We start from the raw sequence: 20,772 nt of genomic DNA, 5'->3' as shown, positions 1-20,772 counted from the left end.
AGCGCGGGTCAAATGGTATAAAAGAAAGAAAAAAAGTAGGAGTATGAAAAAGAAAATAGGGATTATATCGGCATCGATAATCGGTTTTTTGTTGTTGTTTTTGCTGTTGGCCCCCTTTTTATTTAGGGGGAAAATCGAAAAGATGGTATTGGAAACCATCAATAAAAACCTCACCGCTGAGGTGAGCTACGACAAAATCGATTTAAGCCTGTTTAAGAATTTCCCCAAGGCCGGTGTGTCTATCGATGGCCTGACCATAGTAAATCAAGCGCCCTTTGCTGGCGATACCCTGTTGTATGCCGAGCGCATCCGCTTGAAAATGTCGATGATGGAATTGTTCAACGGTGCGGACAAGCCGATGCACATCGAGGGCATTGACGTGCAAAAAGCGCGGGTTCAAGTAACGATTAATGAGGCGGGTGTAGCGAACTACGATATCGCGATTAAGGACGAAGAAGACAAGGAAGAAGATCCCACTGCCGACAGCCCTTTTTCGCTGGCATTGAATCAGTATTCCCTTACGGGGGTAACTGTGGTGTATACCGATTTAAGTGCGAAAATGAAAATGGTCATATCCGATTTAAATCACTCGGGTAGCGGAAATCTGGCGCAAAACATACTGGATTTAGACACCCAATCGCAAGCCAAAGTATCCTTTGAAAAGGGAGGTGTAACACTGTTGAATCAAGTCGACATGGGACTCCAGGCGGTCTTGGGAATGGATTTGGACAAAATGTTATTTACCTTTAAGGAAAACAAGGCCACAATCAATCAGTTGCCGCTTAAATTTAACGGTAGCGTACAGCTATTGGAAGACGGGCAAGAGTATCACTTGGATTTTGCCACACCGGATTCCTCGTTTAAAAACTTTTTGGGATTGATTCCGCAGGCCTATGCCGGAGATATTCACAAAGTAAAAACCGAAGGGGAGTTTAGGGTGTCTGGAAAGGTCAATGGACAACTTACGGAAACCGCATTCCCCAAAATGGAAATCGTGATGGCTTCGGATCGGGCTTCTTTTCAGTATCCCGATTTGCCCAAGGCGATTCGAAATATCGTCATCGATGCGAAAATCATCAACGATACCGGTTTGATCAACGATACCTATGTGTTGTTGAATACCCTCAACTTCCAAATCGATCAGGATGTTTTTAAGGCAGAAGCCAGTATTAAAAACATTATGGATAACGCCTATGTAAATGCCAAGTTGAAAGGCGTTGTCAATTTGGCCAATCTGACTCAGGCTTATCCCATCAAACTCGACAAGCCATTGAGCGGTGTTTTAAAAGCCGATGTGGTAACCGAGTTCGACATGAAATCCGTCGAAACCAATCAATACCAAAACATCAAAAACGCGGGTACGATTTCGCTGTCCAATTTTAACTACGAGTCCGACGAGATGGCCAAGCCGCTTCAAATCAAGGAAGCTGCCTTGGCATTTAATCCGAGTCAGGTGCGTTTAAATCGCTTGGATTTAAAAACGGGAACCACGGATCTATTGGCTACGGGAACCTTAGACAATTTTTACGGCTTTTTGTTTAGCAAGCAAAATTTAAAGGGCAATTTCGATTTGAAGTCCACTAATTTTGTCGTGTCCGACATCTTAAAAGCGTCGGCTCCTGTGGCGGAAACAACAGAGGCGGCACCGACCAAGGGCGTAGCCGCTAAGGAGCCCCTAAAAATACCGGCATTTTTGGATTGTACGCTAACTGCCGATGCAAAAACGGTGGTATACGACGATCTTACCCTAAAAAACGTAGCGGGCAAATTGGTCATCAAAGACCAAACCGTACAGTTCCAAAACATGAAAACCGATATTTTCGACGGGCAAATTGGTTTTAACGGCAAGGTGTCGACCAAGACCGCCGTACCGACCTTTGATATGAATTTGGGATTGAGAGCCTTGGATATCGCCAAGTCGTTTACGCAAATCGATATGCTCAAGCGCATTGCGCCAATTGCAGGGGTGATCAACGGTAAAATCAGTTCGGAAATCAAGTTAAACGGGCAGCTCGACGGCATGGAGTTAACGCCGATTATGAGCAGTCTTACCGGAGATTTGTTGGGACAATTGCTATCGACCAAAATCGATGCGAAAAACTCCAAGCTGTTAACCGCCTTGGATAGCAATTTGAAATTCGTCGATTTGAGCAAATTGAACCTAGACAATCTAAAAATGCACTTGGAGCTCAAAGACGGCAAGGTAAAAGTCAATCCGTTCGATCTTAAATACCAAGACGTTCAAGTAGTGGTTGCCGGAGAGCACGGTTTGGACCAAAGCATCAATTATAAATTAAACTTCGACGTACCGGCCAAATACCTGGGCGACGATATATCCGGAGCCCTGAGTAAGCTGTCTGCAACCGATATGGCGGCTTTAAAAAACATACCGATACAGGTGGGGTTGACCGGAGATTTCAGTAAACCCAAAGTAACGACCGATTTAAATCAGGCCGTAACCAATTTGACCAATCAAATTGTCGCTGCCCAAAAAGATAAATTGATTAATCAAGGGACCAATGCCCTGAGCAATTTGTTGGGTGGGGGTAAAAAGGATGCCAATACCGAAACCCAAACACCGGAGCAAACCGAAAAAGACGCCAAAAAAGAGGAAACCATCAACAAGATTGGCGAGGGTTTAAAAGACCTGTTTGGCAAAAAGAAAAAGGAGTAAAGCTGGGAAATAGGCGCTGTGCTCTTTTTAAATAGCACGGGACTTTAAAAACAAAAAACCCGCCCTTATACGACTGTGTAAAGGCGGGTTTTTGTTTTGTCGCATACTTATTCACGCGTTATAAGGTGTTTTTTAAAGCGGTTTGTTTTGGAGTAGCTTTGGGTGTAACTGTCGGAAAACGTGGATTATAAGGTATTAAAATGTGAAGTAAAATCGATTTGTGCTTGTTTTTGTTTGCATTTTTATTTATTATTGAATAAGTAAAAAACAGTAAATGCGAAAGCAGGGCAAAGCACGACGGTGCCGAGATGCTGCTACCTAGCCACGACTTTTGTTTGCGAAAACGGCGGAGTTCATCGATACTGTGATGGAGTATGGCTTTGAAATCGAGATCGGATACGTGTAAACGAAATTTAAAAAAATCGGGACTGCGAAAATCGAGGATTTGGGATTTGTAGGAACGCCCCTTTTTTGACAAATAGTTAGTCATTGTGAAAGAATAAAACCTAAAATTAGTGCTTCCGTATAACTGGGCGCATGCGCGAAACATCAAGATTTACGACGCCAATAGGAATTTGCTCACTAAAATAAGACAGGGTGAATTTTAGCAACTCCTGCTGCCCAATAGCGTAGATAGGATAATGGTAAAATTGGATTTCTACAGATCCGAAATCGCGCTTCCTAAAGGGGGCAGCCCCTATTACGTGATGCTTTATATGGATTTTAGAGATCGCTTTCTGGTGAGGCATATCGATGTTTTTAAGAGGAAATGCCTGAGCGGTCGTGTGGTAGAACGGCAGGAGTTTGAAAACTTTTGGGTGGATTTTTATAACAAATCAAGTCTGCTGTCCAAACCGGCTCTATGGAACACACCCAACCTGATCTTGGGGATGCTTGTTTCAGCAGCCCTAATAGTCCGGTCTGTAGTGGAACAAAACAATACAGCTCAAGAGTTGCTCTTTTTGATCGGAGTGGGGAGCTTGCTGTCTCTGATAGCGGTTATAGTAGAAAAAGCCCGTATACAGCAGTACGATTACGACGCGCGCATCACGGCCACTGCCTGTGCGTTTTTTTTGGCGATTTGCTTTGTGGAAGACGGGTTTGCAGCAAAGTTTTTGCTCCTGGCATTTAACGCTACTTTTTTATTGAAAAGCTTTGCCGTAGTCAAGAGTCCCTAGTAGCTGAGGAGGTTGTAGTGCCGGACGAAGTTGAGGTTTCCAACGGTAAATAACGCGCAAAGCATAAAGGAAAAAGGGGGTTGATTCCCCCTTTTAGTTGCTTTTAATGGCCCAATTCCAAAGTGACTACAAAGCCCTCATAGGTTCGGACGTTAAAAACCGTTCCGTCGTCAAACAACAGGTATTGCCCTTTGATCCCTTGAAGTTTTCCTTCGAAATAAGGCGTTTTTTCGAGGTTTAAACTCTTTAATTTAGTCGGATATTGAATTACGGGATATTCCAATTCCAGAATTTCGTGGGGCGTATTGAAGTAATAGGGTTTTACTTCATCGGGCAAAACCAATTCCAAAGAATTTCGGATTTCTGCCAAATCCACTTGAGCGATTTCATTTTGCAGCATTTTGCGCCAATTGGTCTTATCGGTAAATTTATCTTTAAGCGCTATTTCGGTAATGCCGGCTAGGTACCTATTGGGAACCTCTACAATTTCAATGGCGCGCGATGCCCCTTGGTCGATCCAACGGGTGGGTACCTGAGTTTTTCGGGTCACACCCACCTTGACGTCGCTGGCTACGGCTAAGTATACCACATGAGGCTGAAGTTGTACCTTGGTTTCGTATTCCAAATCGCGGTCTTCTATGCCCAAATGTGCCGTGCTGAGCTCGGGTCTCATGATCCAATCGCCCACAGCCGGACTCGAGATAAAGCAATCGTAACAAAAACCCTGGCGAAATATCTTTTTGGACTTGCCGCAATTCAAACACTCATACCCCTTAAACGTCAGCTGTAAGTTCAGGCCAATTAATTGATTGACATTGATGAAGTTTTGGTTTAAGGTTAGGAAATATTGAATGGGCTGTCCCCAGTCGGTGCGCATTTTATTTAAAACTCCTTCGTATTGCATAAAGAAAATTGTTACTTTTGGTAAAGTGGTAAAAATACGAAAAGTTTTTTTGGAGCGTAGTCTTGCTATTTCACAAATTTAAACGAGGTATTTTATTTAAAAAAGAAAATATGGCTTTCACAATTATCAATTCTATTGCCTCTTGGATTTTAAAGCAGCGAATTCATCAAATGGAGTTGTTTCTCAAATTCCCCCATGAAGTGCAAAATGAATTGCTTTTAAATTTGATCAAGAGTAACGAACAGACCGTTTTTGGAAAAAAGTACGATTTTTCTTCCATTAAGAGTTACGACCACTTTGCCCAAAGAGTGCCGCTGTTTACCTATGAAGAGTTAGAACCTTATATAGAGCGCACCCGACGCGGCGAACAAAATATACTGTGGTTTGAACCGGTGAAATGGTTTGCCAAATCCAGTGGAACCACCAATGCCAAGAGCAAGTTTATTCCCGTGAGCAACGACGCCTTGGAAAACTGTCACTACAAAGCCGCAAAGGATTTGTTGTGCCTGTATTTAAACAACAATGAAAATTCCCAATTGTTTACTGGCAAGAGTTTGCGCTTGGGCGGTAGCAAGCAATTGTACGAAGACAACAATACGATTTTTGGCGACTTGTCGGCCATACTCATAGACAATATGCCGTTTTGGGCAGAGTTTAGCAGTACGCCGAGCAACAAAACCTCTTTGATGAGCGAATGGGAAACCAAGATGAGCGCGATAGTCAAGGAGACCAAGGGCGAGAATGTTACGAGTTTTGCCGGAGTGCCCTCTTGGATGTTGGTCTTGTTAAACCGCATCATCGAAGATACCGGTAGGGGGAATTTGCTAGAGCTCTGGCCCAATGCGGAGGTTTATTTTCACGGGGGGGTGAGTTTTGAGCCCTACCGCGAGCAATACAACAAGCTATTGCCGGGCTCTCGCTTTAAGTACTACGAGATTTACAATGCCTCTGAAGGATTCTTTGCCATACAAGATTTAAACGATTCCAGCGACTTGCTGCTGATGTTGGATTACGGTATTTTCTATGAGTTTATACCTATGGCCACTTTTGGTACCTTAGAGCAACGCGTACTGCCTTTGGCAGCCGTAGAGCTCGATAAGAACTATGCGTTGGTTATAACGACCAATGCGGGCTTGTGGCGCTATATAATTGGCGATACGGTGCGCTTTACTTCGCTGGCGCCTTACCGCATCCGAATTACCGGGCGAACCAAACATCACATCAATGTTTTTGGTGAGGAACTCATGGTGGAAAACACCGATAGAGCCTTGGCGAAAACCTGCGAGCAAACTCAGGCAGAGGTAGCGGAATATACCGTAGCACCTATTTTTATGAAGGATAAGGAAAAGGGCGCACACGAATGGATGGTGGAATTTCGAAAAGAACCCCAAGACATCGACCAATTTGCCCAATTGCTCGACCGCAATTTACAGGATTTAAATTCAGACTACGAGGCCAAGCGGACCAACAACATGACCTTAAACCCTCTGGTGCTAAACGTAGCGGGAAACAACTTGTTTTACAACTGGCTTAAAAATCAGGATAAACTCGGTGGACAACACAAAGTACCGCGACTTTCCAATGAACGCAAATTCCTAGAAGAACTCAAATCCATGCAGTTGGCAATGGTATAAAAAGCAAAAACCTCGCATAGCGAGGTTTTTTTATAAAAGAAAGGTCTAATTACTTAACTTCTTTTACTTCTTCTGTAGCAGCAGCTTCTGTAGCGATAACTTCTTCAGTTACAACTTCTGGAGCAACTTCTTCAGTTACAACTTCTGGAGCAACTTCTTCAGCTACAACTTCTACTTCAGCAGCAGGCTCTTTAGCAGTGTCTTTACATGATACAAAAGAAACACCCATCATAGCTACTAAAGCTACACTTAAAACAATTTTTTTCATCTTACTAAATTATAAAAGTTAATTATTAATTCTTGACAAAGATATGAATTTTTTCATATCCTAAATTATTTAGTGATTTTTTTTTAAAAAAAAATACGAGACTTAATTTATTGAGTCTAAGTGGGTTGAAAATTATTTTTTCTTGGGATGCACTAAAGTCATCTCGTCGATCAAATGTTTGGCTCCTGCGTATTTATCAATGACGAATAAAATGTATCTCACGTCGACCATAATATTTCTACAGATCGCCGGGTCATAGTAAATATCACTCATCGTTCCTTCCCATACGCGGTCGAAATTTAGTCCGATTAAATTGCCGTGAGCATCGATAGCTGGACTGCCCGAATTCCCTCCGGTAGTGTGATTGGTACCGATAAAGTTTACCGGCAGTTTACCGTTTTCCGCATAGGGACCGTAGTCTTTTGCGTGGTACAAATCAACGAGCTTTTGAGGTACGTCAAATTCGTAATCGTTCGGGATGTATTTTTCCATGATTCCGTCCAAATAAGTTACGGCATCATAATATATAGCATCTTTAGGAGCATAGCCGTTTACCTTGCCATAAGTCACTCGCAACGTACTGTTGGCATCTGGGAAAATACGAGCATCGGGATACAATTCCAATTGGGCCTTCATATAATTTCTCTGAAGTGCTGCAATCTCTAAGTTCAACGCATCGTACTTCGGTGCAATATGCTCGAAGTAGTTTGCGGCCAAAGCTTTGGTGAAGATATAGCCTTGGTCTTTGTTCAATCGTTTAAACACCTCTTTGGCATCGCCTTTCAACAACTCCTTTAAACCGTCATAGCTGCTGAGTTTACTGTGTGCGTATATCGATTGTGAGGTCTTTTGAACATCGATTTTCTGAAGCTCCTTGGGCAAATATGCCGCGGGTGCTTTTTGACTGTACAAAGCTACTACGGCTTCAAAGACCTTTTGGTCCACGTCTTTGTTGAAGTTTTTGTAAAAATCTTCCTGTGCTGCGATAAAAGCGCTGCGTCTGTCGTTAAAGGATTGCGCACCCTTTTGTAGGTAGGCCTGCTCGAGTTGGTACAGTTTAAAACCCGCTGTTAGCAATTCCGTATTTCTCAAAACCACTTCCATAAAGTAATCGCGACTCAAGCTATATGGAGCTATTTCGCGGTATAGTTTTTCAAAATCGGGAAGCAACTGGCCATAAGCGGCTTGCTGCTTGTTTTTGGCTACTCGCTGCTTAAAGTCTTCTTCAAAGGTCTTTTTAACGGCTACGGCATTGGATTTTTCCAAACCTTGGCTTTCGCCGATCCACTTTTTCCAATAGTTGGCAATACCCGCATACTTAGAAGCGTATTGGATCTTGATCGCCGCATCGTTTCTCATGAATTCGTTGGTTACCTTTAAGGCCGCATCGCGAATGCCGATTTTGGCCGGATTCAACTCCTTTAAAATTTGCTCAATCGCAAATGAAGGCAGGTATTCTTGAGTGCTTCCCGGATAGCCGAAGACCATGGTGAAATCGTCTTCCTGAATGCCGTCTAGGGAAATCGGTAAATAGTGTTTGGGCTTGTAGGGAACGTTGTCTGCCGCGTAGCTTGCCGGACGGTTGTTTTTGTCGGCATAGATGCGAAACAAAGAGAAATCGCCCGTATGTCTTGGCCATACCCAGTTGTCCGTATCCGATCCGAATTTTCCTATAGAGGATGGTGGCGCACCAACCAAACGAACGTCTTTAAAGGTTTCCGTTACAAACAAGATGTACTGATTGCCCTCGTAAAATGATTTTATCTTGTTTTCCTCCCACAGCTCTTTTGGAAAGGTCTGGGTAGTGGTGGCGATGTTTTTTTGTATTTTGACTTGCTTGGCCGCTTCGGTATCGGAATCTAATACCCCTTGCAGTACTTGTGCCGTTACATCTTCGATCTTGACGATAAAGGTTACGACCAAATTGTTGTTCGGAAGTTCTTCACTCAACGACTTGGCCCAAAAACCATCGGCCAAATAATCGTTTTCCACCGATGAATGCGATTGGATTTGTCCATATCCACAGTGGTGATTGGTCAATAAAAGGCCTTGTGGAGATATTACTTCAGAGGTACAACCTCCGTTAAAATGTGGAACCGCATCTTTTAAGCTGGAACTGTTGACGTCGTAAATGTCAGATACGGACATTTTCATTCCGAGACTCTTCATTTCCGTTTCGTTCATTCCCTTTAATAAGGAAGGAATCCACATACCGCCTTGTTGGGCATAAATGGGGGATACCATTAAAAGTAATACCAGTACTTTTAAAAGTTTTAAACTCTTTGAAATCATGGGGGTAAAATTTTACTGTTTTTATCTAAGCGGCAAGATACGATTTTTAATTAAAACAGCTTTGCTGCCTGTACTCGTCTGCGCTAGCGCACTGCTGGTTTGTGGGAATAGTAGCGGGATTATTTTTTTGACGTTTTTTAAAGCCTTAAATTTATACTTTAAATAGTTATTATGATTAAGAGAGTGTTTGTTTTGACCGCAGTGGTGGGTGTAATCACTTCCTGCGCCTATAAGCCGGTTCAAAGCCCGCGTTTGTCTGCTTTGTCTCAGGCTCCGATAATTGTGGAGAACAAGTCCAATTACGAGTTGCATGTCAACGAGGCTGCCGACCAACAACAGCTGTTGTATACTTCCAATGCGGTTTTGACGAAGCAAAAGCGTGAGGACGAGGCTGTCTTGGCCTTTTCAAAAGAACCCAGCCGCCTAATGGTGCAGCTAAAAATCGAGAACGGCGATACGCTAGTCTTGCAAAACCGCCGGATATACTTTAAAAAAACACCTAATTTTAGAGATATAGGCGGACTAAAAACCTCGGAAGGGAGAACGCTGCGCTGGGGAAAAATATTCCGGAGTGGACAGCTGAATGGGGTGAAGAAAAAGGAGCTAAAAACGATAGAAAACTTGGATATTCGAACGCTGGTCGACTTGAGAACACCGGCGGAAGTAGATAAAAAACCCGATAAGTATCCCGCTTCTACCCAGTATTACAAGTTCAATGCTTTTGAAGAGGAGCAAGACCAATTGGCTCAGACGCGTAAAGCCGTGTTTAAAGGCAAAATCAACGCGGAGGAATCCGTGGCCTTGCTTCAGGCTTTCTACAGCTATTACCCCACCGAAGATACCGAGGTGATTCGCGAAATTATACACACCCTACTCGATCAAGACGGCGCTGTCTTGTTTCACTGCTCGGCGGGAAAGGACCGCACGGGGATTATAGGTGCGCTGATTTTGTCGATTTTAAAAGTGGATCGCGAAACGATTTATCAAGACTATTTGCTGTCAAACAACTATAGAAAGGCCGGTATAGAGAAGCAATTGCGCTGGATCAAAATCGGCCGACTGATCTATCCGGGCCTCAACCAAGAAGTGGTGGAGAATTTCTCGTGGATCAATGACATTTACCTCAAGGCGACTTTTGATCAGATCGATGCGAAATACGGCTCTATGGACAATTATATTCATCGAGTACTGCGTATTTCGGAGTCGCAACGGCAGGGCTATATCGACAAATTTACCTATTAGTTCTAGGGCGTTGGTAGGGTGTTGCGGAACAAGATCGACAAGTAGCGGGGCTTTGGCTGGGGAATTCTTATATTTGCAGCCGATTTCCTCGCGCCACTGCGGCGGCGCCACGCGATTGGGAACGGATATTTTTATTTAAAATTTAAAAGAGCAAGCATGTATAAATTACGTTGTTTCGTTATTGCACTGGGTTTGTCACTGGCATCCTGTGGCGAGAAACAAGTTTTGGTAGCCGATGAGAAAAATGTGGATACGCATACCTATGCGCACATCAGCAAGGCAAAAATTACCCACCTCTCCTGGGATGTGGAGGTCGATTTCGACGATAAAGTAATCCGCGGTAGTGCGGCCTACGATTTTGAAAACCACCAGTCAAAAGAAATTTATTTCGATACCAGCGAATTGGCTATCGATTCGGTTTTGTTGGCAAACGGCAAACCGGCAGTATTTGAATTGGGGGCGCTCGATGCGGTGAAGGGCCGGGCCTTAAAGGTGAAAATCAGTCCTAAGGACACCCATTTGGTCATCTACTACAAAACCGCGCCCGAAGCCAGTGCCTTGCAATGGTTAGACCCCATACAAACACACGACAAAAAACATCCTTACTTGTTGACACAGGGACAGGCCATATTGACGCGTTCCTACATTCCGATTCAGGATACGCCGAGTATCCGCATAACCTATGATGCTACGGTGCGCGTGCCTAAGGATTTACTCGCATTGATGAGTGCGATCAATCCCAAAGAAAAAACCGCCGATGGCGTTTACCACTTTAAAATGCCCCAGCCTTTACCGCCTTATTTGATTGCCTTGGCGGTTGGCGATTTGCAATACCAAGCCATAGACGATAGAACGGGGGTTTATGCCGAACCGACTCAGTTAAAAGACGCCGCTTGGGAATTGGCAGACATGGGTAAGATGCTCATCGCAGCCGAAAACCTATACGGTGCTTATCCCTGGGGACAATACGATGTTTTGATCTTGCCCCCTAGTTTTCCCTTCGGCGGTATGGAAAACCCGCGCCTGACGTTTGCCACACCTACCATATTGGTCGGTGATCGCTCCTTGACCAATTTGGTCGCACATGAACTGGCTCATTCGTGGTCGGGGAACCTCGTGACCAACGCCACTTGGAACGATTTCTGGCTCAACGAAGGCTTTACCGTTTATTTTGAACGCCGCATTATGGAGGCTTTGGAAGGAAGGGATTATGCCGATATGATTACGGTTATCGGGTATCAGGATTTAAAGACCGATATGCAAAAATTGCCCGAAAAACTAACCGCTCTTTACATCGATTTGGAGGGCATCAATCCCGATGATGCATTCTCCGACGTACCTTATGACAAGGGGTATCTGTTTCTAAAAATGTTGGAAGATCGCTATGGACGTTCGCAATTCGACACTTTTATCAAAAAATATTTTAAGGAAAACGCTTTTAAAACCACCAATACCGAAGATTTTGTAGTCTATTTAAAGGAAAATCTCACCGGTGGAGAAGACGATTTTGTTCAAAATTGGATCTACGATACCGGCTGGCCCAAGGATCTAAAAATACCGACTTCCAAATTGTTTGAGCAGGTAGAAGCGCGCTTCGCAGCAGATCGAAATCGCTTTCAAAACGATAAAAACCGCCGAGAAACCTTGCCCAAGTGGTCGACCAACGAATGGTTGCACTACATCCGTTCCATTGACGTTTCGGTGTTGACTTCGGAAGATTTGAAGTGGATAGACCAGCAATACCATTTTACCGCTAGTAAAAATTCGGAAATCCAGTGCGCTTGGTTTGAAAAGGCTTTTCGATTGCAGTATAAAGCGGTTGATGCAAATGCCAAAGCGTTTTTGGTACAGGTGGGTCGACGCAAATTTATAGAGCCGCTCTACTTGGCGCTCCGACAGACCAACCAACTCGATTTTGCTCGAGAGATTTACCGTGAAGCCAGACCGAATTACCACTTCCTGGCACGTCAAAATTTAGATGTGTTGTTGGGAACACCTGGAAATTTGCAATAGTCTTGGTGGATGGAGAATATCAGGCTTAGGGCCGTTCTGAAATATATTTTGGAACGGCCTTTTTCTTTGTGGCGAGGTGTTCTAAACGGAGGGAAATACCGCCTGCATGATCTTCTGCGTCGCATTTTTATTCGACAGTATAAATGCGCTATTGATGCGACCCAACTGTTGTCTGTGTTCGGGGTTTTTAAACAAATCTGCCAAGGTTTTATTCAATTCTTCGCCATTGTGCACTGCGGTGCAACCGCCTTGCGCTACCAGGTCTCTGGCCTCTTGAAACTTGGCGTATTTCGGACCGATGACAATGGGAATGCCAAAGGTAGCCGCCTCCAAGATGTTGTGGATACCCGAACCAAAACCGCCGCCTATATAGGCGATGTCGGCATAGCTGTAGGCTTTGGTCAGCAGGCTGTACGCATCGATTATCAGTACCTGATAGGACGAGAGATCTTGGTCCTGTATCTGGGTATAACGCACGCTGGGCTTGTTTAGTTGCGACTGTAGTTTATCGATTAAATCCGGTTTGATATTGTGGGGCGCAAAGATAAACTTCGCGTTGGCATCGGCTTGGTTGTTGATGTAATCCACCAACAGGGCTTCGTCTTGTGGCCAAGAGCTTCCCGCGACCAACAGGGTTTTATCCGCTTTAAAACGAGCGACAAAATCCAGGGTATTGTCGCGTTCCAAGATTTGGCTTACCCGATCAAAACGAGTGTCGCCGGTAACGGTAGAAGCATGTCCCAATTGGAGCAACAGGTCTTGAGAAACTTTGTTTTGTACAAAAAAATGGGTAAAGGCATCCAGTGCTTTTCGATAAAAGGAGCCGTACCACTTAAAAAACACTTGGTCGGGGCGCAGTATTCCAGATACCAAATAGGTATCGATGTTTTGACGCTTTAGCTCCCGGAGGTAATTCGGCCAAAATTCATATTTGATAAAGAAAACCTTTTCGGGCCGTACCAATTGTATAAAGCGCTTGGCATGTTGCGCAGTATCCATGGGTAAATAGAGGGTCACGTCGGCAAAGGAATTGTTTTTTTTGACTTCATAACCCGAGGGCGAGAAAAAGGTGAGTATGAGCTTGTGCTCGGGGAACGCCTTTTTTAAACGCTCCATCAGCGGCAGTCCTTGTTCGTATTCGCCCAAGGAGGCCACATGAATCCAAAAGCAACGGTCGCCCGGCTGCACTTCTCGAGTCAAAATGCCAAAGGATTCCTTTCGCCCATCCATGAAAAGTTGAATTTTTTTATGGAAGAGTGCCACGAACTTTAAGGCGAAGTTGGCCAGGTAGGTAAGGAGGTTATAAAGGAAAAACATACGGCTATTTTTGTGTGGCTAAAATACGTTTCTTTTGATTAAGAATAGGAGATACCCACAATAAATTATTACTTTTGTAAGGCTTATTAAGAGTAAAACGAAACGGCTTTTTACTGCAAATTTTCGAGGAAATACAAACGGTAAAAGCGGTTTAAAATACATTAAATCATGAGAAAAATTCAAATGGTTGACTTAAAGAGTCAATATGAGGGAATCAAAGATGCTGTAAATAAGGGAATCCAAGAAATATTGGAGAACACCACCTTTATTAACGGACCGGAAGTACACCGTTTTCAAGCCAATTTAGAGCAGTATTTAGGAGTAAAACACGTAATCCCCTGTGCAAATGGTACAGATGCCTTGCAGATTGCCATGATGGCATTGGACTTAAAACCCGGGGATGAAGTGATTACGGCCGATTTTACTTTTGCCGCTACGGTAGAGGTTATCGCTTTATTGCAATTAACACCGGTCTTGGTAGATGTCGATCCCGATACGTTTAATATTTCTGTGGAAGCCATCCGCAAGGCCATCACACCGAAGACCAAAGCGATAGTACCCGTACACCTTTTTGGACAGGTAGCCCCTATGGAAGAAATCATGAAATTGGCTCAAGAGCACGGTTTGTACGTTATCGAAGATGACGCACAGGGAATCGGTGCGGATTATGTGTTTTCCGACGGTACGGTTAAGAAAGCCGGTAGCATCGGACAGCTCGCTGCCACTTCTTTTTTTCCTTCTAAAAACCTGGGTTGCTATGGCGATGGCGGAGCCATTTTTACCAACGACGACGATTTAGCACACACCATAAGAGGTATTGTCAATCACGGAATGTACGAGAGGTACCACCACGATGTAGTAGGTGTGAATTCGAGATTAGACAGCATACAGGCGGCGGTTTTAAACGTCAAATTACCCCTGTTAGACACTTACAATATCGCCAGAAAAAAAGCGGCCAAACAGTATACAGCGGCCCTGGCAAATCATCCCAATATCATTACTCCGGTTTTTTCCGAAACGGAAAACAGTCACGTTTTTCACCAATATACCTTGAGAATTGTCGATGCCGATCGGAACGCCTTAATGCAACACTTGTTGTCGCTAGACATTCCTTGTGCCATTTACTACCCCATTCCCTTGCACAAGCAAAAAGCGTATTTGGATGCGAGGTATAAGGAAAGTGATTTCCCCGTAACCAATCAGTTGGTACAGGAGGTGTTGTCTTTGCCGATGCATTCGGAACTAGACGACGAGCAAATCGGATTTATTACCCAATCGATTTTAGCGTTTTTAACAAAATAAGAAAATGGAATAGGCGAAATGATGTATCTTTCGCCTATTGTTTTTTATGTGATAAACGATGTGAAGTCGGCTGAGATTTTGCGGGCCTATTAAATTGCTCCGTACACCGAGGTCGAACTACCTAAAATTAGAAATTTATTCAACTTATGAAAATACTCGTTACAGGAGGTTTGGGCTTTATAGGTTCACACACCGTGGTGGAGCTACAGGCTCAAGGATATGACGTAATCGTTTTAGACAATTTGTCCAATGCTACATTAGAGGTATTGGATGGAATAGAAAAAATTTCGGGCAAGCGACCGCGGTTTGAAAAAATCGATTTAAGAGACCGTACGGCCGTGCAGGCCTTTTTTAATACCCATACCGACATAGAGGGAGTCATCCACTTCGCGGCTTCCAAAGCCGTGGGAGAAAGCGTGGAAAACCCGTTGTTGTACTATGAAAACAATTTGTCGACACTGATTTATCTGCTGCAAGAATTGCAGAAAAAACCCGAAGCGAGTTTTATCTTTAGTTCTTCTTGTACGGTATACGGACAGGCAAAGGAAATGCCCATCATGGAAAGCGCTCCGATTCAATCGGCCTTTTCTCCTTATGGCAACACCAAGCAAATTGGCGAGGAAATCATTTCCGATGTGGCGCGGGTTTCCGGAATCAATGCCATAGTGTTGCGCTATTTTAATCCGATAGGCGCCCATGAATCCAATTTGATCGGCGAATTGCCTATAGGTGTACCCCAAAACTTAGTGCCTTTTATCACGCAAACCGCTATGGGATTGCGTCAGCAGTTGTCGGTATTCGGCGATGACTACGATACGGTCGACGGCACTTGTGTACGCGATTATATACACGTGGTTGATCTGGCGCAGGCACATGTCGTGGCCTTAAAACGCTTGTTGGATAAGAAGCACTTGGAAAAGGTTGAGGTCTTTAATATTGGAACGGGAAAGGGAAGCTCTGTTTTGGAGGTTATTCGCGCATTTGAAAAGGTTACTGCCAAGAAATTGCCCTATCAAATCGTCGGTCGCAGAGAAGGCGATATCACCGCTGCTTATGCCAATACCGATAAGGCGAATGATGTATTGGGATGGAAGGCGACCAAAACCTTGGAAGAAGCTTTGTTGAACGCTTGGAATTGGGAAAACAAACTGAGAACCCCCTAGAGAGCGCTTGTCAATACCGCCTTGTAAAAGTTATAAAAACCCCTAAGTGATCAGTCGCTTAGGGGTTTTTTTAGGCGCTTTTTGGAGCGAATACATTGGCGCAAAAGGAGAGCAGGGCACAACTCAATAGGGCCAGTGCCATAATGAGCATGGAGCCATTACTCAGGTGATTGACCACTAGGGATACCAAAAAGGTAAAGGCCAATTGCGAGGCGCCAAATAGGGCAGAGGCGGTACCGGAATGCGCCTTAAAAGGGCGTAATGCCAAGGTGGTAGCCGTGGGAAACAGCATGCCCAGCGGCAGCACAAAAAAGAATAAGGCGATCAATTGCGCATATATGCTAAACGATTGGGTCAACAAAACCAATAGCAATGCCGACGCGATGAGTTGAATACCCGTGGCGATAAAGAGTATGCGCCTTGGGGTCAGGTGTTTTTGCAGCACGGTAGAGGTGAGGAAGGACCCCAACATCAATCCGATGGAATTGAGTCCAAACACCAGGCTAAAAGCATCGCCAGACAAGCCTCCTTCTTCCATGATCAACAGCGGCGCATTGGAGATGTACAACATCAAACTGCTAAAGGAAAGACTGCCGATAATGGTGTAGATTAAAAATTGCCTGTTTTTAAACAGCGCTAGGTAAACGCTGAAATTGGCGCTCTTAGGCGCGGTACTGATCGATTCCTCGTCTGATTCCTTTAAGAAGAGTGCAGTCATGCTAAAGCCGATCAAGCCAAAGAGCAACATCGCCACAAATAAGGCGTGCCAGTGAAAGTGTTTTAAGATTTCATTGCCCACGATCGGACCGACAATCGGAGCGATACCGCCAATAAGGGCGAGTATGCTGTAGATTTTGAGCGTTTGTTCGCGACTGAATCGCTTGTTGACGATGGCTCGGGCAATAACAAGACCGCCGCTACTGCCTAGGGCTTGTAAAAAACGCAATCCCCAGAGGTATTCAATCTGGTCTACCGCCGTACAGAGGTAGCTCGCTACCATGAATAGGCAAAGCGATATCAGTATGGGTTTTTTGCTGCCGTAGGTGTCGGATAGCGGTCCCCAGAAGAGTTGTCCGACGGCCAGTCCGCCTAAAAAGCAGGACAGGGAAATTTGAACGTGACTAATGGGAGTGTTTAAATCGGTGGCTATGGTTTGAAAGGCCGGTAAGTACATATCGATGGATAACGGGCCTAGGGCGGTTAAACTCGCTAATACAAAGACCAATAACCAGTGTTTTGGGGTGAGGGCGTTCAATACAAAGTGTTTAGTGAACAAAAATCCCTGCAAAGGCAAGGATTTTTGTGGGGTTAATAATGATTAAGCCGAGTGTGTTTCGGCGGTTTTGTCTATTTTTTGAATCAGACCAACCAGTACTTTTCCCGGACCCACTTCGGTAAACGAAGTCGCTCCATCGGCTATCATTTGCTGAACGGACTGTGTCCAACGAACGGGCGCTGTAAGTTGTAAGATCAGGTTGTCTTTGATCTGCTGCGGGTCAGAGACGGCGTTTGCAGTCACGTTTTGGTATACCGGACAAGTTGGTTGAGAAAAATGCGTGGCTTCAATAGCGGCTGCGAGTTCGGTTCTAGCGGGTTCCATCATCGGGGAGTGGAATGCTCCGCCGACGGGAAGGAGTAGCGCTCGTTTTGCACCGGCTTCTTTTAGGGCTTCGCAGGCCTTTTCTACAGCCGTGGTTTCTCCGGAAATCACCAATTGTCCCGGGCAGTTGTAGTTGGCAGCCACGACGACTCCGTCGATGGTTTTGCAAACCGCTTCTACGATTTCGTCTGCCAATCCCAATACAGCAGCCATGGTAGAGGGTTTGATCTCACAGGCTTTTTGCATGGCTAAGGCGCGTTGAGATACCAGTCGAAGGGCATCTTCAAAAGAAAGGGTACCGTTGGCTACCAAAGCGGAAAATTCGCCCAGTGAATGACCGGCTACCATCTCGGGTTTGAATTCGGTCAGGGTTTTGGCCAAAATCACCGAATGTAAAAATACCGCCGGTTGGGTTACTTTGGTCTCTTTTAATTGCTCGGCCGTACCTTCAAACATGATGTCGGTAATGCGGAAACCCAAAATGTCGTTGGCTTGCTCAAATAGGGCTTTGGCCACTTCAGATGTTTCGTATAAATCTTTTCCCATTCCGGAAAATTGGGCACCTTGTCCAGGAAAAACGTATGCTTTCATATATAGATTTTTATATTTTGATTGGCTCGGACTTGCAGCACGATTGCCGCAAGCGATTTATGGGTAATGAGTACTGCTGTCGAACGACGACGTTCCAATCGTTCGGTAATTCACTCGAGTCGAACAAACCTTTTGTTGGGGCTGCCGGACCACTAGTGGAAATCAAATGCAAAAATAAGATTTTTTTCGGAGTTAAAAAACCCAATAAAAAAAGCCACTTTTTTGGAAAGTGGCTTTTTTATTTATCAAGGAAACAACGGATTACATCACGTCAATTCTGTGGTCTTTAATTTTAGCATTGTTTTTCAAAGCTTCCATTACCTTGGACTGTGCGCTAGAGCGAATTACCGAATTGGTTTTGCTCTTGTACGTATTGTAGTTAGGTAATTCTGGTGCTTGGCTGATGGCTTTGGTTTGGATGATATAAACGCCTTTAGCTCCGTCTATCAAGGCCGATGTAGCCTCTGGTTTTAGAGAAAAAGCATTTCCAACAACTTTCGGCTCCGGACCTACATTGATAATCAATGGGTTTTGTCTGCTTACGTCTGCTGCTGTAGTCACAGTGGCTCCGGTTTTAGCCGAAACTTCTGCTAGTGTTTTACCTTCCATTTTTGGACGGATCAAAGCCGCTTTCTTTTCATTCATCAATATTGGCTCTACCGTGCTTCTCGCTTCTGAAATGGATAGCAATCCCGTTTGATTGGCCGATTTTAATTTTACAATTACGTGTCCATCTGCATTGTCAAATTTCTTGATGTCTCCAGGTTTAGTCTCTTTGTTAAAGGCCCAAATAACGATGTTTCTTTGTTTTCCTACTAAAGGCAATTGCTCATCAAATGGGCGTACTGTAGTAGAAGGTTGTATTGGTAAGTTCATTTCTTTGGCCAAGGCTTCGAAATCTTTTGTCGCTGCTTCTTGTTCAAATTTGGTAGCGTTGGTATAAATTTCATCCGCTGTCGCTTCCGAAGTCTCTACTTTTCTAGCTATAGTAGCCAAGCGAATCGCGTCTTTTTTCTCCATTACTTTGATGATGTGGAATCCGAAATCCGTTTCCACCACACCCAACTTTCCTGAAGCATTGTTGAAGATAAAATCGTCAAAAGGCTTTACCATTTGTCCTTTGGCAATATTGTCATACTCTCCACCATTGTTCTTAGAACCTGGGTCTTCAGAATTTTGTGCGGCTAACATACCAAATTGTGCCGGATTGGCCATAGCTTGCTTCAATAAGTCGTCTGCTTTTGCTTTGGCTTCTTCTTTGGTTCTGGTAACTCCTGGCGTTGCTGAGGCAGCACCAGCGAAAGGAATGAGTATATGTGCCGCTTTTACTTTTTCACCGGCTTTTCTGTCTACTAAACGCGTTAAGCAGTAGTGATCGTTAAATAAATACGGTCCAAAAACTTCGCCCGGTTGCAGGTTGAATAACTCCTCTTGGTATTCCAAAGGCAAATCGCTTTTTGAATAGAATAATGAGTCGTATTTTACATCTGAATTCAGATTGACAAATTCCTTAAGGTTGTTGGTGTTTTTGAATCCAGAAACGGTATCGTTTTTCTTGGTCGTTTCATTGTAAACGATAGAAGATTGCAATAATTCCGAGATGTTTTCCTTAACCTCATTCTTGTCTTTCTCAGACGGAACGCTGCTTACATAAACGTATTCGATGTCGCGTGTCGGTTCCGATTTGTATTTCTTTTCGTTTTTCTTTAAATAGCTTTCGATCTCTGCGTCAGTAACTTTCACTTGGTCGTCGTTAATCGTTGAATAAGCCACGCTAACATAATCAAAAGTCACCTTGCTGTTTTCTACGTAATACGAATTTTTAGCTTCTGCAGTAGTGGTATTCATTCCTGCGCGAATCATGGAAAAATACATCTGCTCTATGGCGAATTTCTCCAATTGTTTTTCGTAATCCAACCATGCGTTCCACTGTTCTGCACCACCTTTTTTCATGGTTACAATAAACTCGTTGAATTTATTGATGTCGAATTTACCCAATTGATTTTGGAATTGTGGGTTGTTGGCAAAGTTTGGGTTTTGTTTGATAACATTCACCAATTGATCCTTACCAATTCGCAATCCGATTTTTTCGAACTCTGTTCCAAGGAGTACAGAATTGACTTCATTGTTCCAAACCATATTGTTCGCTTGCGCGCCCATGGCTTGACCTCCTTGTTCTGCTTGGGCTACTTTTTGCATAAATTCTTGAGTGTTGATCTCAACACCATTTATACTTCCAACATTTCTAGAACCCTTACCGATGCCTCCGCCTCGAACTAAGTCTCCTACAACAAATGCTAGTAAAGCAATACCAACGACCGCAATTAATAATACGGATTTCTGTCTAATTTTTGATAAAACTGCCATGTGTATTTAGTATGTGTAATTTTTTTCAGTGAGCGAAAATACAATTATCTATTTAATAATAAAAGTTATAATTCTATATTTTTCTAAATAATGTTGCCGTTTCCGTTGTATTTAGTGGATTTTCTTTAAAGCTGGGGCTTTTCGGGTTTTTTGAGCGACGGCTAAGGCGAAATACAGCCTTTCCGGTTTTTTTATTAGGTGCGCGCTCAAACAGCCTTTTTTTGGTG

The 20,772-nt window shown here is 43.9% G+C and carries 14 protein-coding genes; 7 read left to right on the top strand and 7 right to left on the bottom strand.

Annotation, left to right across the window (positions count from 1 at the left end; genetic code table 11):
• Positions 1-43 precede the first annotated feature (43 nt).
• Together ACQZ43_RS00895 and ACQZ43_RS00890 are read left to right on the top strand one after the other, a co-directional pair.
• Positions 44-2,674 carry an AsmA-like C-terminal region-containing protein gene (locus ACQZ43_RS00895; protein WP_430613941.1) on the top strand — a complete coding sequence of 877 codons (2,631 nt, stop codon included), beginning with the start codon at positions 44-46 and terminating at the stop codon, positions 2,672-2,674.
• 641 nt (positions 2,675-3,315) lie between these two features.
• Positions 3,316-3,852, top strand: coding sequence for a hypothetical protein (locus tag ACQZ43_RS00890; RefSeq protein ID WP_430613940.1), 537 nt, complete (start codon positions 3,316-3,318; stop codon positions 3,850-3,852).
• 103 nt (positions 3,853-3,955) lie between these two features.
• Here ACQZ43_RS00890 and ACQZ43_RS00885 read toward each other — a convergent pair whose 3' ends face one another.
• On the bottom strand, positions 3,956-4,756 hold the full coding sequence (locus tag ACQZ43_RS00885; RefSeq protein WP_430613938.1) for a DUF2797 domain-containing protein: 801 nt from the start codon (positions 4,754-4,756) through the stop codon (positions 3,956-3,958).
• Positions 4,757-4,866: 110 nt separating this feature from the next.
• Between ACQZ43_RS00885 and ACQZ43_RS00880 the strand changes: the two genes are divergently transcribed.
• Entirely contained in the window at positions 4,867-6,390 is a 1,524-nt protein-coding gene (locus tag ACQZ43_RS00880) for a GH3 auxin-responsive promoter family protein (RefSeq protein WP_430613937.1), read from the top strand.
• 49 nt (positions 6,391-6,439) lie between these two features.
• On the opposite strand, the gene ACQZ43_RS00875 is transcribed toward ACQZ43_RS00880, so the two are convergent.
• Entirely contained in the window at positions 6,440-6,658 is a 219-nt protein-coding gene (locus tag ACQZ43_RS00875; protein ID WP_430613936.1) for a hypothetical protein, read from the bottom strand.
• Between the two features lie 132 nt (positions 6,659-6,790).
• Entirely contained in the window at positions 6,791-8,950 is a 2,160-nt protein-coding gene (locus tag ACQZ43_RS00870; RefSeq protein WP_430613935.1) for a S46 family peptidase, read from the bottom strand.
• A 171-nt stretch (positions 8,951-9,121) separates the two neighbouring features.
• On the opposite strand from ACQZ43_RS00870, the gene ACQZ43_RS00865 reads away from it, so the two are divergent.
• Positions 9,122-10,192 carry a tyrosine-protein phosphatase gene (locus tag ACQZ43_RS00865; RefSeq protein ID WP_430613934.1) on the top strand — a complete coding sequence of 357 codons (1,071 nt, stop codon included), beginning with the start codon at positions 9,122-9,124 and terminating at the stop codon, positions 10,190-10,192.
• A gap of 156 nt (positions 10,193-10,348) precedes the next feature.
• Positions 10,349-12,205 (top strand): M1 family metallopeptidase, encoded by a 1,857-nt coding sequence (locus ACQZ43_RS00860; RefSeq protein WP_430613933.1) that lies wholly within the window; start codon positions 10,349-10,351, stop codon positions 12,203-12,205.
• An 81-nt stretch (positions 12,206-12,286) separates the two neighbouring features.
• Here the strand turns inward: ACQZ43_RS00860 and ACQZ43_RS00855 are convergent, their stop codons facing one another.
• Positions 12,287-13,522, bottom strand: coding sequence for a 3-deoxy-D-manno-octulosonic acid transferase (locus tag ACQZ43_RS00855; protein WP_430613932.1), 1,236 nt, complete (start codon positions 13,520-13,522; stop codon positions 12,287-12,289).
• Between the two features lie 168 nt (positions 13,523-13,690).
• On the opposite strand from ACQZ43_RS00855, the gene ACQZ43_RS00850 reads away from it, so the two are divergent.
• Positions 13,691-14,824 carry a DegT/DnrJ/EryC1/StrS family aminotransferase gene (locus tag ACQZ43_RS00850; RefSeq protein ID WP_430613931.1) on the top strand — a complete coding sequence of 378 codons (1,134 nt, stop codon included), beginning with the start codon at positions 13,691-13,693 and terminating at the stop codon, positions 14,822-14,824.
• Positions 14,825-14,970: 146 nt separating this feature from the next.
• Positions 14,971-15,987, top strand: a complete 1,017-nt coding sequence (galE, locus tag ACQZ43_RS00845) for a UDP-glucose 4-epimerase GalE (protein ID WP_430613930.1) — start codon at positions 14,971-14,973, stop codon at positions 15,985-15,987.
• Positions 15,988-16,057: 70 nt separating this feature from the next.
• Here galE and ACQZ43_RS00840 read toward each other — a convergent pair whose 3' ends face one another.
• The 3 genes from ACQZ43_RS00840 to ACQZ43_RS00830 form a co-directional block, all read right to left on the bottom strand.
• Positions 16,058-17,242 (bottom strand): multidrug effflux MFS transporter, encoded by a 1,185-nt coding sequence (locus ACQZ43_RS00840; protein ID WP_430613929.1) that lies wholly within the window; start codon positions 17,240-17,242, stop codon positions 16,058-16,060.
• Positions 17,243-17,305: 63 nt separating this feature from the next.
• Positions 17,306-18,178 (bottom strand): ACP S-malonyltransferase, encoded by an 873-nt coding sequence (gene fabD / locus ACQZ43_RS00835; RefSeq protein WP_430613928.1) that lies wholly within the window; start codon positions 18,176-18,178, stop codon positions 17,306-17,308.
• 261 nt (positions 18,179-18,439) lie between these two features.
• A complete protein-coding gene (locus ACQZ43_RS00830; RefSeq protein ID WP_430613927.1) occupies positions 18,440-20,545 on the bottom strand; it encodes a peptidylprolyl isomerase in 2,106 nt (701 codons plus the stop codon).
• Positions 20,546-20,772 lie beyond the last annotated feature (227 nt).

The organism is Flavobacterium sp. JP2137, assembly GCF_050562195.1.
In the GTDB taxonomy this organism is placed as follows: domain Bacteria; phylum Bacteroidota; class Bacteroidia; order Flavobacteriales; family Flavobacteriaceae; genus Flavobacterium.
The sequence above is the reverse complement of the archived record's forward strand: the minus strand, read 5'-3'. Positions and strand labels throughout refer to the sequence as shown.